Origin of the sequence: Amorphus sp. 3PC139-8 (genome assembly GCF_040750475.1) — a bacterium.
In the GTDB taxonomy this organism is placed as follows: Bacteria; Pseudomonadota; Alphaproteobacteria; order Rhizobiales; family Amorphaceae; genus Amorphus.
In genome coordinates this window covers 14,540-28,785 of sequence record NZ_JABJVY010000030.1, presented here as the reverse complement: position 1 = coordinate 28,785, position 14,246 = coordinate 14,540, and the positions used below count along the sequence as shown (strand labels likewise).

Here is a 14,246-nt window from a genome sequence, read left to right as displayed (position 1 = left end):
TCCATGTCCGAATCTATTTTCTTCTTTCCGAAACCATCTTACGTGTTCATCGAATCGAAGAATTCGCTGTTATTCTTCGTCTGCCGAAGCTTATCCATTAGGAACTCAATCGCATCGACGGTACCCATCGGATTGAGAATACGGCGAAGCACAAAGGTCTTCTTGAGCTTATCCGGCGGAACGAGCAGCTCTTCCTTGCGGGTACCCGAGCGCTGGATGTCGATGGACGGGAAAACACGCTTGTCGGAAATCTTCCGATCGAGAATGATTTCGGAGTTGCCAGTGCCCTTAAACTCTTCGAAGATGACTTCGTCCATGCGGCTGCCGGTATCGATCAGGGCGGTCGCGATGATCGTCAGCGAACCACCTTCTTCAATATTCCGTGCGGCACCAAAGAAGCGCTTCGGGCGCTGCAGCGCGTTGGCGTCGACACCACCGGTCAGCACCTTGCCGGAGGACGGCACCACAGTGTTGTAGGCCCGACCAAGACGCGTAATGGAATCGAGCAGGATGACCACGTCACGCCCGTGCTCGACGAGCCGCTTGGCTTTTTCGATCACCATCTCCGCGACCTGAACATGACGCGCCGCCGGTTCGTCGAAGGTCGACGATACGACCTCGCCGTTCACCGAGCGCTGCATGTCCGTCACTTCTTCCGGACGCTCGTCGATCAACAGCACGATCAGATAGCATTCGGGGTGATTGGACGTGATCGAGTGGGCGATATTCTGCAGGAGAACCGTCTTACCGGTCCTGGGCGGCGCCACGATCAGCGCGCGCTGCCCCTTGCCCAGCGGTGCCACCAGATCGATCACCCGCGAGGACATGTCCTTCACCGTCGGGTTCTCGATCTCCATGTTGAACCGGCTGTCGGGATACAGCGGCGTCAGGTTGTCGAAGTGGATCTTGTGCCGCGCCTGCTCGGGCTCGGCGAAGTTGATCGTGTTGACCTTCAGAAGGGCGAAATAGCGTTCCCCTTCCTTCGGGCTGCGGATCTGGCCCTCCACCGTATCGCCGGTCCGTAGCGAAAAGCGGCGGATCTGCGACGGCGAGACATAGATGTCATCCGGCCCGGGCAAGTAGTTCGCATCGGACGACCGCAGGAAGCCGAAGCCGTCCTGCAACACCTCGACCACGCCTTCCCCAATGATATCGACTTCGCTGGCCGCCAACTGCTTCAGAATTGCGAACATCAGCTCCTGCTTGCGGAGCGTGCTGGCGTTCTCGACTTCGAGCTCTTCAGCGAAGGCAATCAGTTCAGGCGGAGATTTCGACTTGAGCTCTTGGAGCTTCATCTCCCGCATGGGGTATTCCTTGCGAAACGGCCGCTTTCAGCGCCGTATGGTCTTGGTTTGGAGGATGGCTGCAGATTGGAGGGGCGGAGGGACTACGAAACGCCGTGACCGCTGTCGCAGCCAGATTGGGGCCCGGCTGCAGCTCTGCATGTTCGGAGAGCCTTAGTAATAGTCGCTTCGTGCGGTCGCTTCAAGGGTGCAAACGCGCCTGCAACTCAAAAAGGTTTCAAAACGACCAAAAGCACGATGAAGATCAGGGCCAGCGCCGGAACCTCATTCATGATCCGATAGAAACGGCCGCTGTGCACGTTGCGATCTTCCGCAAAAGCCCGCACCCAGCGGGCGCAAAAGCCATGCATCGCCGTCAATCCGATCACGAACACGAGCTTCAGGTGAAGCCACGGGCTGGTCCAGAATCCGGCCACGGTCGCCACCCAGATCCCGAAAATCCAGGTCGCGATCATCGATGGCGTCATAATGCCGCGCAAGAGCCGGCGTTCCATGACTTTGAAGGTCTCCGACTGCACGGACCCGGGCTCGGCATCGACGTGATAGACCATCAGGCGTGGCAGATAGAGCAGCGCCGCCATCCAGGCGATCACCGCCAGGATATGGCCCGCCTTCAGCCAGAGATAGGTGCTTGCCATCGTCTCGGTCCCGCCGTGCGCCGAATGGAGAAAATGCGTCTATTCGATCCCGCGCCGAACCCGCCGAACCATCTCTTCGACATGGGCGATCGGCGTTTCCGGCACGATGCCGTGACCGAGATTGAACACGAACGGGCCATCGCGGAAGGCCTCCAGGATCGTATCAACGCCTTCGGCAAGGGCCGGACCGCCGGCGACGAGGCGCATGGGATCGAGATTGCCCTGCACGCACGCCGCCTTCTGCAGCCGCCTGCCCGTCTCAAATCCGACAGACCAGTCGAGCCCAACGGCATCCGGGCGTACCTTGGCGGCAAAATCCAACAGCCGATCTCCTGCATTGCGCGGAAACACGATGATCGGCACGCCCGGCCGCTTGTCGCGCACCATCGCAACGATGCGCGCAATCGGTTTTTCGCTCCAGCGCGGGAAGGCTAGCGTATCGAGCGCGCCGGCCCAGCTATCGAAAATCTGAAGCGCGTCGCAGCCGGCGTCGATCTGCGCCACGAGGTGTTGAGCCACGGCGTCTGCCAGAAGATCGATCAGCCGGTCGAACCGCACCGGATCGCCAAAGGCCGCCCGCCTGGTCGGGGCCTGGTCGGGGCTCGTCCGTCCCGCGACCATATAGGTCGCAAGCGTCCAGGGCGCACCGGCAAACCCAATCAACGAGGTTTCGTCGGGAAGAGCGGCCCGGGTCCGTTCAATCGCCTCATAGACCGGTGCCAAATGATCGGCGAGACGGGATCGATCGAGATCCGACACCCGATCGAGAGGAAGCGGATCAAGACGGGGACCAACCCCTTCTTCGAAACGAACTCCCTGTCCAAGCGCGTCGGGGATCACCAGAATGTCGGAGAACAGGATCGCCGCATCGAAGCCGAACCGACGGATCGGCTGGAGGGTCGCCTCCGAAGCGAGCTTCGGCGTGTAGCAGAAGTCCAGGAAACCCGCCGCCTGGCTTCGGATCTCCCGATATTCCGGGAGATAGCGCCCGGCTTGGCGCATCATCCAGATCGGAGGAGGGGAGGCGCGCTCTCCCTTCAGAGCCCTGACGAACCGGGTCGAGGGTCGGGCCTTTTCCACGTCCACCTCTCCATCTCCCTTAATAGAGAAATTAGGAATCTATTAATTGTTTCTATTGTTAGATGGTCGAATAGCCGGGAATGCACCGGGTCGGCCAATCCGCCCTGGCGTACTTGATCAGCGCGTCGACGGAAAGGGCTTCGTCCCCGTATCTGAATCGAATCCCGATTGACTCTCGGAATCTGCTCCGGAACCGGTGGCTCTCAGGTGGGCCTAACCGGAGCCTTCGGCCGTGGGTAAAGGGTGGAGAAATCGGGGACGATTTGGGATGGTCCAATCTTCCCCGTAATTGTTCCTGACGTCTTCCTGCCGGCGGCCGGGGACAAATCGGTGGACGAAAAGGTGCTCATCCGCGACGATGTGCGCCCGCATCGATCCAATCGACCGTTCGCGCACACTTGCCCACAGCCACCGAGAAGCGAGCGTGGAAAACGTCCCTACCTTCTTCCATTTGCATCTCGTGTCCGACTCCACCGGCGAGACTCTGATGACCGTGTCGCGTGCCGCGACCGCCCGCTATGAAAATGTGGAAGCGATTGAGCACGTCTATCCGCTTGTGCGGACCGACCGGCAGCTCAACCGCGTGCTCTCGGAGGTGGAGGACAATCCGGGCATCGTCATGTTCACGTTGGTCGATCAGACGATTTCCGAGCGTCTCTTGCGCAAATGCCGCGAAATGAGCATTCCCTGCGTCGACGTCCTGAGTCCGCTGGTTCGGGTCCTGCAATCCTATCTCAACGTGCCGACGATCTCGCGGGTCGGCGCTCAGCACTCGCTGGATGCGGACTATTTTCGCCGCATCGAGGCGCTGAATTTCGTGATGGCTCATGACGACGGCGCGCTTCCCGACGATCTGGAAGAGGCCGATGTCATCATCATCGGGGTCAGCCGGACGTCCAAAACCCCGACGAGCATCTATCTTGCCAATCGTGGGGTGAAGGCGACCAACATTCCGATCGTTCAGGATCTTCCGGTGCCGAACGATCTATTTTCCACCAAGCGGCCACTGGTCGTCGGTCTGGTTGCGACGCCTGAGCGAATCGTCCATTTGCGCGAAAACCGATTGCTGTCGCTCAATGCGATCAAACCGGCGCGCGGCGACTATGTCGATCGCCAGGCCGTGGCCCGCGAAATCGCCTACACGCGCCGGCTGTGCGCGGAAAATGGCTGGCCGATCATCGATGTGACACGACGCTCCATCGAGGAGACGGCCGCGTCTATCCTGGCTCTGTTGAACGATCGTCGCTATGCTTCGAGCATCACCGAAGAAGGAAGATACTGAGGTGACGGCTCTCGTGCTCGCCTCGCGCAGTCCGGCACGGTCGCGGATCATGGCGGCTGCCGGCTTGAGTTTTTCCACTGCAAGCGCCGATATCGACGAACGGGCCGAAGAAGCGGAGCTGGTCGCCTCGGGTGCGGATCCGGGCACCGTTGCCGCCCATCTCGCCGGCACCAAGGCGCTGGTGATCGCGCCGCATTTTCCCGACGCGATCGTTGTCGGTGCCGATCAGACGCTGGATCTCGAGGGCGAACGCTTCACCAAACCGGATTCCATGGACGAGGCGCGCGAGCAACTCCGGCGCCTGCGCGGCCGAAGCCATATGCTGCACTCCGCGGTTGCCTGCGTATCCGGTGGTAAGATCCAATGGCAGTCGGTGGAATCGGCGCGCCTTACCATGCGCGATTTTTCCGAGCGCTTTCTGGACGACTACATGGCCGTTGCGGGACCGCGCGCGCTGGAAAGCGTCGGTGCCTATCATCTGGAAGGCGTCGGCGTTCAGCTTTTCGAAAAGGTGGAGGGCGACTTCTTCACCATTCTCGGTCTGCCTTTGCTGCCGCTCCTTGCCTATCTGCGATCGATCGGAATTGCCGCATCGTGATTGACGCTTCGCCTCCCCGCGCCGGGGTCATCGGTTGGCCCGTTGCGCATTCCCGCTCGCCGCTCATCCACGGTCATTGGCTGAAGGTGTACGGCCTCGCCGGCCGCTACGACGCGATCGCCGTTTCCCCGGATGATGCGGGGCGTTTCTTTGCCGATTTCGCCGAAAGCGGCCTCGTCGGCGCGAACGTTACGATTCCACACAAGATTACGGCTGCGCAAAGCTGCGACGTCCTCACGGCGACGGCGGCAGCCCTCGGCGCCGTCAACACGCTGTGGTGGGAAGACGGGCGGCTTGCGGGCGACAATACCGATGTTCATGGGTTTCTCATGAACCTGGACGATCGGGCCGCCGGATGGCAAGAACCGAACCGCAGCGCGTTGGTCATCGGCGCCGGCGGGGCTGCGCGTGGCGTCGTGCATGGGCTGCTTTCGCGCGGCGTCGGCCCGATCGTGGTGGTCAACCGCTCGCCCGGACGGGCGGAGCAGCTCGCGCAATCGATGACCGGTATCGAAACGGCGGATTGGTCGACGTTGGACGGCCCGCTCGATCGGTTCTCGCTCATCGTCAATACCACCAGCCTCGGAATGGAGGGCGCCGGCGAGGTGCCGATCGACCTTGCAGGCGTACAGCCTGATACGGTGGTCGCGGATATCGTCTATGTGCCGTTGGAAACGGGGCTTCTCCACTCCGCCCGCAAACACGGGCTTCGCGCGGTGGATGGGCTCGGCATGCTCCTTCATCAGGCCGTGCCAGGGTTTTCGCGTTGGTTCGGTGTCGAGCCGGAGGTGACGGAGGAGTTGCGCGCGCTGGTCGTTGCCGATCTTGCGAGGGTGACATGATCGTTCTCGGCCTGACCGGTTCAATCGGCATGGGCAAGTCGACAACGGCGAAAATGTTCGCCGCGGCTGGCGTTCCCGTCTACGACGCCGATCGGGCGGTTCATGCGCTGTACCGGGGCCGTGCGGTGCCGGTGATCGAGGAGGCCTTTCCGGGCGTCGTGGTCGATGATGTGGTGGACCGGACGAGGCTGGGCGAAAAGGTGCTTGGCGATCGGGCGGCAATGCAACGGCTGGAGGCGCTGATCCATCCGATGGTGCGCGAGGAAGAACGCGCCTTTCTTGCGCGTGTACGTGCTGCGCACGCGCCTTGCGCGGTTTTGGATATCCCGCTTTTGTTTGAAACCGGGCGGGAGGCAAGCGTCGACGCCGTGGTCGTCGTCACGGCGAGTCCGGAGGTTCAGAGCGCGCGCGTTCTGGCCCGAGATGGGATGACGGAGCAGCGCTTCGAGGCGATCCGTGCCAAGCAGACCCCCGACGCGGACAAACGGCGCCGAGCCCATTTTCTTGTCGATACCGGACATGGCATGGCATCGGCGGAACGATCGGTGGCGTCGATTCTGAAGGCCGTTTCGTTCATGACGGGGAAAAGCGAGTCCCAGCCCTTGTAGCCGAACCGGCTGCATGGCACAGCATATACGTAGGATCCGAAGCGGCGGGGACGATATGCGCGAAATCGTGCTCGATACCGAAACGACGGGGCTCAATCCGAAAACCGGAGACCGGCTGGTCGAGATCGGTGCGGTTGAGTTAGTCAATCACATCCCGTCCGGCAATCATTTCCACGTCTACATCAATCCCGAGCGCGACGTGCCCGACGAGGCGTTCCGCGTTCACGGCCTGTCGACGGAATTTCTCAAGGACAAGCCGCTGTTTTCAGCCGTTGTGGACGATTTTCTGGCCTTCATCGGCGACGATCCGCTGGTGATCCACAACGCCGACTTCGACATGGGCTTCATCAACTGGGAGCTCGGCCTCCTGAAGCGCCCGGCGATCACCAGCGATCGCGTCGTGGACAGCCTTGCGCTTGCGCGCCGCAAACATCCCGGCGGCTCGAACACGCTGGATGCCTTGTGCTCGCGCTACGCGATCGACAATTCCAAGCGCGAAAAGCACGGCGCTTTGCTCGACTCCGAGCTTCTGGCCGAGGTCTATCTGGAGCTGATCGGAGGTCGCCAGGCCGCGCTCACCTTGGTCTCGTCCGGCGCGGCGGACCAGTCCGGGGGACGGACGCGCTATGGACGGTCCCGACCGGCGCGCCCGCGTCCGGCTCCGCTGGCACCGCGCATCACACCGGCGGAAATCGAAGCGCATGCCACCTTCGTGCAGACGTTCGGGAGCGAAACGGTCTGGGCGTCCTATTGGAACAGCGAGCAAAGCGGGTCGCCGTCCGGAGCCTCGGCAAACCGGTAGCCGAAGGATTTCAGGAAAGCCGGAACCGGTTTCGCGACAACCGGTGTTGGCTTCGCCCGATGGGCGGAATGCGCCCGAACCAGCTGGTCCGGGCGCAAGGTACTTTTCTACTGCAAAAGGTCAGTTCGTTGTTGCGGTCGAATTCTGGGCCTGGGCCAGATTGCGGCGATAGAGCGCTGCGAAATCCACCGGATCGATCATCAGCGGCGGGAAGCCGCCATTGCGGGTCGCCTCCGCTACGATCTGACGGGCGAACGGGAACAGAAGCCGCGGCCCTTCGATCAGAAGGAAAGGGTGAACGTGCTCATTGGGCACGTTCTGGAGACGGAAGATGCCGGCGTAGTCGAGTTCCACGTGAAACAACGGGTCCTCGCTCTCGCCGGCGCGGGCTTCCAGCTTCAGCGTGACCTCGAAATCGGCGTCCGAAAGGGCGCGCGCGGCAACGTTCACGTCGATATTGATCTGCGGCGAGTTCTGCTGCTGCTGCAGCGAGGCCGGCGCCTTGGGATTCTCGAACGAGAGATCCTTGGTGTACTGGGCAAGCACTCGAATTGACGGCGGCTGGCCCGTACCCGCGCCTTCGGCGCCGCTGCCCGGTTGTGCGTCTGGGGACGAAGAAGTGTCGCTCATAAGGGCGTTTTCCATCGGTTCGGCCGCAGGGCCGCGGCGTTCGGTTCGGGTTCGGTCCGTGCGGTACGCCAAAACCGAGCAATCCTCAAGGCCGACGCTCGCCCGTTCCGTTACCCGGTAGCGAAGACCCGGCGGAGTTGGACCAGGGCGAGTTGGCATCGGCGGGTCCATAGTCGTCGGCGTCGAGGTCGACCACAGGGCCGTCACGGCGCGGACGCTGAGGTCCTTGCGGTCCCCCTGGCCGAACGACGGAAACGGCGATGCGCGCGGAGATCGTGCGCCAGATCGTCTCGCGGATCGGCGGGACGAACAGCAGAAAGCCGATCGTGTCGGTGACGAAACCCGGAGTGAGCAGCAGCACGCCGGCGGCCAAAATCATCGCGCCATGGCCGAGTTCGGCGCCCGGAACGCGTCCGGCATCCATCTCGGCGCGAATGCGATTCAGGATCGACAGGCCCTGATGTTTGAGAAGCGCCGACCCGATTACCGCCGTCAGAAAGACAAGCGCGATGGTCGGAAGCACGCCGATGGCCCCGCCAACGATGACGAAGACGGCTATCTCCAAAGCCGGAACGGCGAGAAGCGCAAAGAACAGGATCGGTCCCAAAGGCATGATCGATGAATGCTCGGAAGGTTTGAGAGGTGTTCGGGTCTCTTGGTTTCGACCGAGATAAATCCCGGTCTCTAGCGGTTCGTGCGTATGGACCTGCACCAGCCGGACCTGGCGGCACAAAGTCCGCATCCGTCGGATATGGGCCTTCAGGTCTCGGTTTCGAGGGTCGATCGACGATGGACCCGCCCCATCAGGTTCGGTAGGGTGAATAAACACCCGCCCGTGCCCGTATCTCTTTATCGCTGGCGATCGGGCATTACATATCGACGCGGTATCTTAAATTAGCTGCGCCTTTCGAAAACGGGATGCGCGCCGTGGACGAGCTGAACGGTAGCCGGGTATGAGCGAGTTCTTCGACATCTACAATGTCATCTTCCTAGCGTTGGCAGTGGCGATTTTTCTCCGCCTGCGCAGCGTGCTGGGCCGGAGAACGGGGAACGAGCGACGACCATTCGACCCTTACTCCGCGCGCGAGCGCAGCGAACCAGCGGGCGAATCGCGCAGCGACAACGTGGTGACGTTACCGCGGCCGACGGCGGAATCAGCAGGTGGCGCTTCTGCCAATATGGAAGAGCGAATCGCCCCCGCCGCTAAGCCCGGCACGCCGCTGTTTGAGGCGCTGTCGACGATCGCCGAGGTCGATCCGAACTTCGAGCCGAAGTCGTTCCTCACCGGTGCCCGCGCCGCCTACGAGATGATCGTCACCGCCTTCGCCGAGGGCGATCGCCGGGCGCTGGGTCCGCTTCTCTCCAAGGATGTGCTCGACGGTTTCGTGGGAGCGATCGATGACCGCGAAAAGCGCCAGGAGCGGATCTCTTCGACGCTGATCGGGATCGAGAAGGCGGAAATCGTGGATGCCGCCCTCAAAGGGCAGACGGCGCAGGTCACCGTGCGGTTTGAAAGCCAGATGATCTCGACGACCTACGATTCGGCGGGAGCGGTGATCGATGGCGATCCGAACAAGATCGTCGATGTGACCGATATTTGGACCTTCGCCCGTGATGTGACGACCTCCGACCCCAACTGGAAGCTGGTCGCGACCGAATCGGCGTGAGGATCGGACGGTGCGGCCGCTGGTTCTTGGCGGCCGTTGGCATTGCCGGGTTGATCGCACATGAGGATGGCGCGATGGCCGAAGCGGAACCGCCTGCAGCGACTTTCGCCGCGCTTGCAGGATGGTCCGACGCCTCGGTCGGTGCGGCATTCGCGGCCTTCCGTCGCCACTGCCCGAATATCGGTCAGACGTTCCCGGTCTATGAGCCGGCGTGCCGCGCTGTGCGCGCGCTTCCCGACGAAGTCGATGACGACGTCGCGCGAACGTTCTTGGAAATCTGGTTCCGGCCGGTCCCCATCGGCGGGCCCGAAGCGGGCTTTGTAACCGGCTATTTCGAGCCGGAGCTTGCCGCCTCGCGCACCGAGGAGCCGGGCTTTTCCGTGCCCGTCTATCGCCGGCCGGACGACCTGGTCGCGATCGACGCCGATGCCCGCAATGACGATCGCCTGGCGGGTCTGAGTTTTGCCCGGCAAACGGAGGCTGGTCTGGAGCCCTATCCGGACCGCGCCGCCATTTCCGCCGGGGCACTGGCTGGGCGTGGGCTCGAACTGGCCTGGCTTGCCGATCCGGTGGATGCCTTCTTCATGCAGGTTCAGGGCTCGGGCCGTCTGCGCTTTCGCGATGGGACGACGCTTCGGGTCAGCTACGCCGGCAAGACCGGCCACCCCTATACCGCGATCGGACGCATCGTGGTCGCGCGCGGGCATCTCTCTGCCGATGCGCTCGACTATCAAAGTCTGCGCGACTGGCTGAAAGGACACCCCGACGAAGCGCGGAAGATCATGGATCTGAACCGGTCCTATATCTTTTTCGCGCCCGTCGACGGCCTTGACGAAGCGGATGGTCCGGTCGGTGCGGCTGGGCTTCCCCTGATCCCGGAGGTGAGCCTCGCGGTGGATCTCGATCATCATGGCTTCGGCGAGCTGATCTGGCTCGATGCCGCGCTGCCGGCTTCGGATACGGGGGAAGCCGTCCCCTTTCGGCGCCTGATGGTGGCGGAGGACCGCGGGTCCGCGATCGTGGGTCCTGCGCGCGGCGACATCTTCTTCGGATCCGGGCCCGAGGCTGGGGACCGCGCCGGCCGTATCAAGCACCGCGCCACGCTCTATCGGCTCGAGCCCCGATCCATCGGGCCCGGCGAGTAGATCCATGGCAACCAGGCGCAGAGGGCCCTCGCGGCGCTTGAGCGAGGAGGAGCAGGCGCTCTGGCGCAAGGTGGCGGAAACGGTCGCGCCGCTGGACGCAAAGCGCGCGGCGGCCATCCGCCCGAAGCCTGAGACGCCGGCGCCGGAGGCCTCGGATCCAGCTCTGCCCTCCGGTGCCCGAAAGGTCCCGTCCGCCGGGCTGCCGACCGCACCCGTGGCGAAAGCGCCGCGCCACCGGGCCCCGCATCATCTTCCCGCCGTCGATCGCCGGACACTGCAGCGCATTGCGCGGGGGGCGATGGCGATCGATGCGCGGCTGGATCTGCACGGGCTCAGGCAGCAGGCGGCCCATCGCGCGCTCAAGAGCTTCCTGATGGCGGCGCAGGCTCGCGGCGACCGCATCGTGCTGGTGATCACCGGAAAGGGAAGTTCGGGCGTGGCCGACGAGGCGGGCGTCTTGAAGCGGCAGGTGCCGCACTGGCTGGAAGCGGCCGACATCCGCCCGCTGGTGGTCGGCCTTTCGACCGCTCACCGCACCCATGGCGGTGCCGGCGCGCTCTATATCCAGATCCGCCGGCATCGGCCGGCGGATCGCTAAGGGGTTTTCCGACTACGCGACGGAGCGTTCGGCCGTGCGCTTGCGCCGGCTCGTGACGAAGCCGACGATGTCCTTGGCACCGTCGATCACCGGAGCCGCGATTTCGGCGGCCTGATCGGCTCCCTTCGCCAGGATCTGGTCGAGGTGCCCCGGATCGGCCAGCAAACGCCGCATTTCCGCGTTGACCGGCGCCAGCATTTCCACGGCGAGCTCGGCGAGGGCGGGCTTGAAGGTCGCAAACGGCGCGCCGCCAAAGTCGGTCAGCACCTGCTCCGAGGTCGAGTTCGCGAGGGCGGCGTAGATTCCGACCAGGTTCTGCGCCTCCGGACGGCTTTCCAGCCCCTTCAGCTCGCTCGGAAGCGGCTCCGGATCGGTCTTCGCCTTGCGGATCTTCTGGGAAATGGCGTCGCGATCGTCGGTCAGGTTGATGCGCGAATAGTCCGACGGGTCGGACTTCGACATCTTCTTGGAGCCGTCGCGCAGGCTCATGATGCGCGTCGCCGGCCCCTGGATGATCGGTTCGGTCAGCGGGAAATAGGCATCCCCGAAGCCCAGCTCCGCTATCCGCTCCGCGAAGTCGTAGTTGAACTTCTGGGCGATATCGCGGGTCAGCTCCAGATGCTGCTTCTGGTCCTCGCCGACGGGAACGTGCGTTGCCTTGTAGGCGAGGATGTCGGCCGCCATCAGACTCGGATAGGCGAACAGCCCGACGGACGCGTTCTCGCGGTCCTTGCCGGCCTTCTCCTTGAACTGGGTCATCCGGTTGAGCCAGCCCATCCGCGCGACGCAGTTGAAGATCCAGGCCAGCTCGGCGTGTTCGTGCACCTGGCTCTGATTGAAGATGACGTGCTTGTCCGGATCGATACCGGCGGCGATGAAGGCCGCGGCCACGCTGCGGATCGCGTTGGTCAGCTCCTCCGGCTCCTGCCAGACGGTGATCGCGTGCATGTCGACCACGCAGTAGATGCAGGGATAGCTGTCCTGCAGCGCGACGAAACGGGTGATCGCGCCCAGATAGTTGCCGAGATGGAGATTTCCGGTCGGTTGCACGCCGGAAAATACGCGAGGTTCAAACGCCGTCATCCGGTTTGCCCAATCCACGTCCGGAGAAAGAGAGACAAGGGGTTATGGCGAAGCCGTTCGCGCTTCGCAACCCGAACGTCGCTGCCGGCCCGCAATCGCCGGGCGGTGGCGGCAATCAGGACCCTCCGGCGGTGCTGCGCCGCCCTCGGATCTGGCCGATCGAGCGCTTGAGATCGATTGCGCCGGTGAGCTGGCAGAGCCCGAAGAAAACGACCATGCCGATCCCCACCAGGCCGACCAGCGCAAGCGCGCGAATGGCGAGAGTATCGTGGTCGAAGGCCGGCTGCAGCAGCCAGGCCAGCGCGATCACCACTGCTCCCATCAAGACGCTCGACAGTGCGATCCGCGGCAGCCGTCGGCGCACCAGCGGATCGGTCCGGTAGTCGCCCCGACGCACCAGCGTTGTCCACAAGAGCGCGACGTTCATCCACGCCCCGAGCGAGGTGGCGAGTGCGATCCCGACATGGGAGAGCAGCGGAAACAGCGCGATTGCCGCAACCACGCTGACCAGCATGTTGGCGCCGGCGAACCACATCGGCGTCGCCGTGTCTTCCCGCGCGAAGAAGGCCGGCGACAACACCTTGATCAGCACGAAGGCCGGCAAACCCAGACCGTAAGCGGCGAGCGCATGAGCGGTGGCTGCGGTATCGGCGGCATCGAAGGCACCGCGCTGGAACAGCACGGCGATGATATCGGTGGGGATCAGCACCAGGGCGATCGCAGCCGGCAGCGTCAGCACCAGGGAGAATTCCAGCGCTCGGTTCTGGGTGTGCTGGGCGCCGTCCAGATCGCCCGAGCGCAGCCGGCGCGACAGATCGGGCAGCAGCGCCACGCCGATGGCGATCCCGACCACGCCGAGCGGAAGCTGATAGATCCGGTCGGCATAGTAGAGGAACGACACCGCACCCGGCGCGAACGAGGCGATGATCGTCCCGACCATGATGTTGATCTGGGTAATCCCGCCGGCGATCACGCCTGGAACGCCGAGCTTCAAAAGCCGCTTCACGGCGGTGTTCCAGCGTGGGCGGGACAGCCGGAGGCGGAAGCCGTGTCGGGCGACGGCGACCCACAGCATGCCGGCTTGGATCAGGCCGGCCGCGAACACGCCCCATGACAGCACCCAACCCGCGGACACGCTTCCGGCGACACCCGACAGGCCGATCCCGGTGAGAACGGCGATCAGCACGATGTTCAAAAGCACCGGCGCGAAGGCGGCGGCGGCGAACTTGTCGAAGGTATTGAGCACGCCGGACAGGAACGCCACCAGCGACATGGCCGCCAGATAAGGGAAACAGATCCGGGTCAGCGCCACCGTGACGGCGAATTTCTCCGCGTCCTCGCCGGAAAAGCCCGGCGCGATGATCCAGACCAGAATGGGCGTGAAAATCTCCGCCAGAAGCGTGAGCGCAAGCACGGCGACCAGAAGCGCCGAGAGAATCTGTTCGGCGAATTGGCGGGCGCGGGGTTCGCCGCCTTCCTCCAGCGCCCTGGCGAACAGAGGCACGAATGCGGAGTTGAAAGCCCCTTCCGCAAACAGCCGTCGGAACAGATTCGGCAGCTTGAAGGCTACGAAGAAGGCGTCCGCCACGCCCCCGGTGCCGAGAAAGGCCGCGATCAGGATGTCTCGGGCGAAGCCCAGCACGCGGCTCATCATCGTGAACGAGCCGACCGTCGCGAAGTTACGAAGGAGATTCAAGGAAGTGGCTCCGAACCGGCCGAGCGGCAGCAAGGGATCCCCGCCCGCGACCGACCTCCCTCTACAGCATTTTGCAGGCTGGCGAAATTAGAGCGCTGGGGGAGCCGCGAGCAACGCGAGTTGGACAAAAAATCGCGAAACCCGCGCGACGCCTGCCTTTTACTCCCCTCATTCCCGCGCAAGCGGGAATCCATAGTGAGTCGGCTTTCCGTTCAGGCACCTGGGGTCGAACACGGATTCAACGTCCGTTTTCGACAGCCACATCCCCGCCGA

At 63.5% G+C, this 14,246-nt stretch carries 15 protein-coding genes; 8 read left to right on the top strand and 7 right to left on the bottom strand.

Translation table 11 applies throughout. The features are described from left to right. Window positions 1-38: 38 nt before the first annotated feature. From rho to hemE, 3 genes are all read right to left on the bottom strand, one after another. On the bottom strand, window positions 39-1,304 hold the full coding sequence (gene rho, locus HNS03_RS21825; protein WP_367198172.1) for a transcription termination factor Rho: 1,266 nt from the start codon (window positions 1,302-1,304) through the stop codon (window positions 39-41). A gap of 206 nt (window positions 1,305-1,510) precedes the next feature. Next, complete coding sequence (gene hemJ / locus HNS03_RS21820; RefSeq protein ID WP_367198171.1) at window positions 1,511-1,942, bottom strand: protoporphyrinogen oxidase HemJ; 432 nt, start codon at window positions 1,940-1,942, stop codon at window positions 1,511-1,513. A gap of 39 nt (window positions 1,943-1,981) precedes the next feature. Beyond that, a complete protein-coding gene (hemE, locus tag HNS03_RS21815; protein ID WP_367198208.1) occupies window positions 1,982-3,022 on the bottom strand; it encodes a uroporphyrinogen decarboxylase in 1,041 nt (346 codons plus the stop codon). A gap of 424 nt (window positions 3,023-3,446) precedes the next feature. Here hemE and HNS03_RS21810 point away from each other — a divergent pair, with 424 nt between their 5' ends. The 5 genes from HNS03_RS21810 to dnaQ are packed head-to-tail and all read left to right on the top strand — an operon-like array spanning window position 3,447 to window position 7,154. Next, complete coding sequence (locus HNS03_RS21810) at window positions 3,447-4,304, top strand: pyruvate, water dikinase regulatory protein (RefSeq protein ID WP_367198170.1); 858 nt, start codon at window positions 3,447-3,449, stop codon at window positions 4,302-4,304. A 1-nt stretch (window position 4,305) separates the two neighbouring features. After that, window positions 4,306-4,902, top strand: coding sequence for a Maf family protein (locus HNS03_RS21805; RefSeq protein ID WP_367198169.1), 597 nt, complete (start codon window positions 4,306-4,308; stop codon window positions 4,900-4,902). Beyond that, the gene (locus tag HNS03_RS21800; protein ID WP_367198168.1) at window positions 4,899-5,744 is read left to right on the top strand and encodes a shikimate dehydrogenase; all 846 of its coding nucleotides are present in this window, start codon (window positions 4,899-4,901) and stop codon (window positions 5,742-5,744) included. The genes HNS03_RS21805 and HNS03_RS21800 overlap by 4 nt, the downstream gene beginning before the upstream one ends. Next, complete coding sequence (gene coaE / locus HNS03_RS21795) at window positions 5,741-6,352, top strand: dephospho-CoA kinase (protein WP_367198167.1); 612 nt, start codon at window positions 5,741-5,743, stop codon at window positions 6,350-6,352. Before HNS03_RS21800 ends, coaE begins: the two co-directional genes overlap by 4 nt. Window positions 6,353-6,407: 55 nt before the next feature. Continuing rightward, on the top strand, window positions 6,408-7,154 hold the full coding sequence (dnaQ, locus tag HNS03_RS21790) for a DNA polymerase III subunit epsilon (protein ID WP_367198166.1): 747 nt from the start codon (window positions 6,408-6,410) through the stop codon (window positions 7,152-7,154). 120 nt (window positions 7,155-7,274) lie between these two features. On the opposite strand, the gene secB is transcribed toward dnaQ, so the two are convergent. Together secB and HNS03_RS21780 are read right to left on the bottom strand one after the other, a co-directional pair. Next, window positions 7,275-7,784 carry a protein-export chaperone SecB gene (gene secB, locus HNS03_RS21785; protein ID WP_367198165.1) on the bottom strand — a complete coding sequence of 170 codons (510 nt, stop codon included), beginning with the start codon at window positions 7,782-7,784 and terminating at the stop codon, window positions 7,275-7,277. A gap of 85 nt (window positions 7,785-7,869) precedes the next feature. Continuing rightward, window positions 7,870-8,397, bottom strand: a complete 528-nt coding sequence (locus HNS03_RS21780; RefSeq protein WP_367198164.1) for an FxsA family protein — start codon at window positions 8,395-8,397, stop codon at window positions 7,870-7,872. A 340-nt stretch (window positions 8,398-8,737) separates the two neighbouring features. Between HNS03_RS21780 and HNS03_RS21775 the strand changes: the two genes are divergently transcribed. From HNS03_RS21775 to HNS03_RS21765, 3 genes are all read left to right on the top strand, one after another. Continuing rightward, window positions 8,738-9,451, top strand: coding sequence for a Tim44/TimA family putative adaptor protein (locus tag HNS03_RS21775; protein WP_367198163.1), 714 nt, complete (start codon window positions 8,738-8,740; stop codon window positions 9,449-9,451). Window positions 9,452-9,525: 74 nt separating this feature from the next. Beyond that, a complete protein-coding gene (locus HNS03_RS21770; RefSeq protein ID WP_367198162.1) occupies window positions 9,526-10,596 on the top strand; it encodes a murein transglycosylase A in 1,071 nt (356 codons plus the stop codon). 4 nt (window positions 10,597-10,600) lie between these two features. Continuing rightward, on the top strand, window positions 10,601-11,194 hold the full coding sequence (locus HNS03_RS21765) for a Smr/MutS family protein (RefSeq protein WP_367198161.1): 594 nt from the start codon (window positions 10,601-10,603) through the stop codon (window positions 11,192-11,194). Window positions 11,195-11,206: 12 nt separating this feature from the next. Here the strand turns inward: HNS03_RS21765 and trpS are convergent, their stop codons facing one another. Then, window positions 11,207-12,277, bottom strand: a complete 1,071-nt coding sequence (gene trpS / locus HNS03_RS21760; RefSeq protein WP_367198160.1) for a tryptophan--tRNA ligase — start codon at window positions 12,275-12,277, stop codon at window positions 11,207-11,209. A gap of 115 nt (window positions 12,278-12,392) precedes the next feature. Beyond that, a complete protein-coding gene (murJ, locus tag HNS03_RS21755; RefSeq protein WP_367198159.1) occupies window positions 12,393-13,973 on the bottom strand; it encodes a murein biosynthesis integral membrane protein MurJ in 1,581 nt (526 codons plus the stop codon). Window positions 13,974-14,246: the final 273 nt, after the last annotated feature.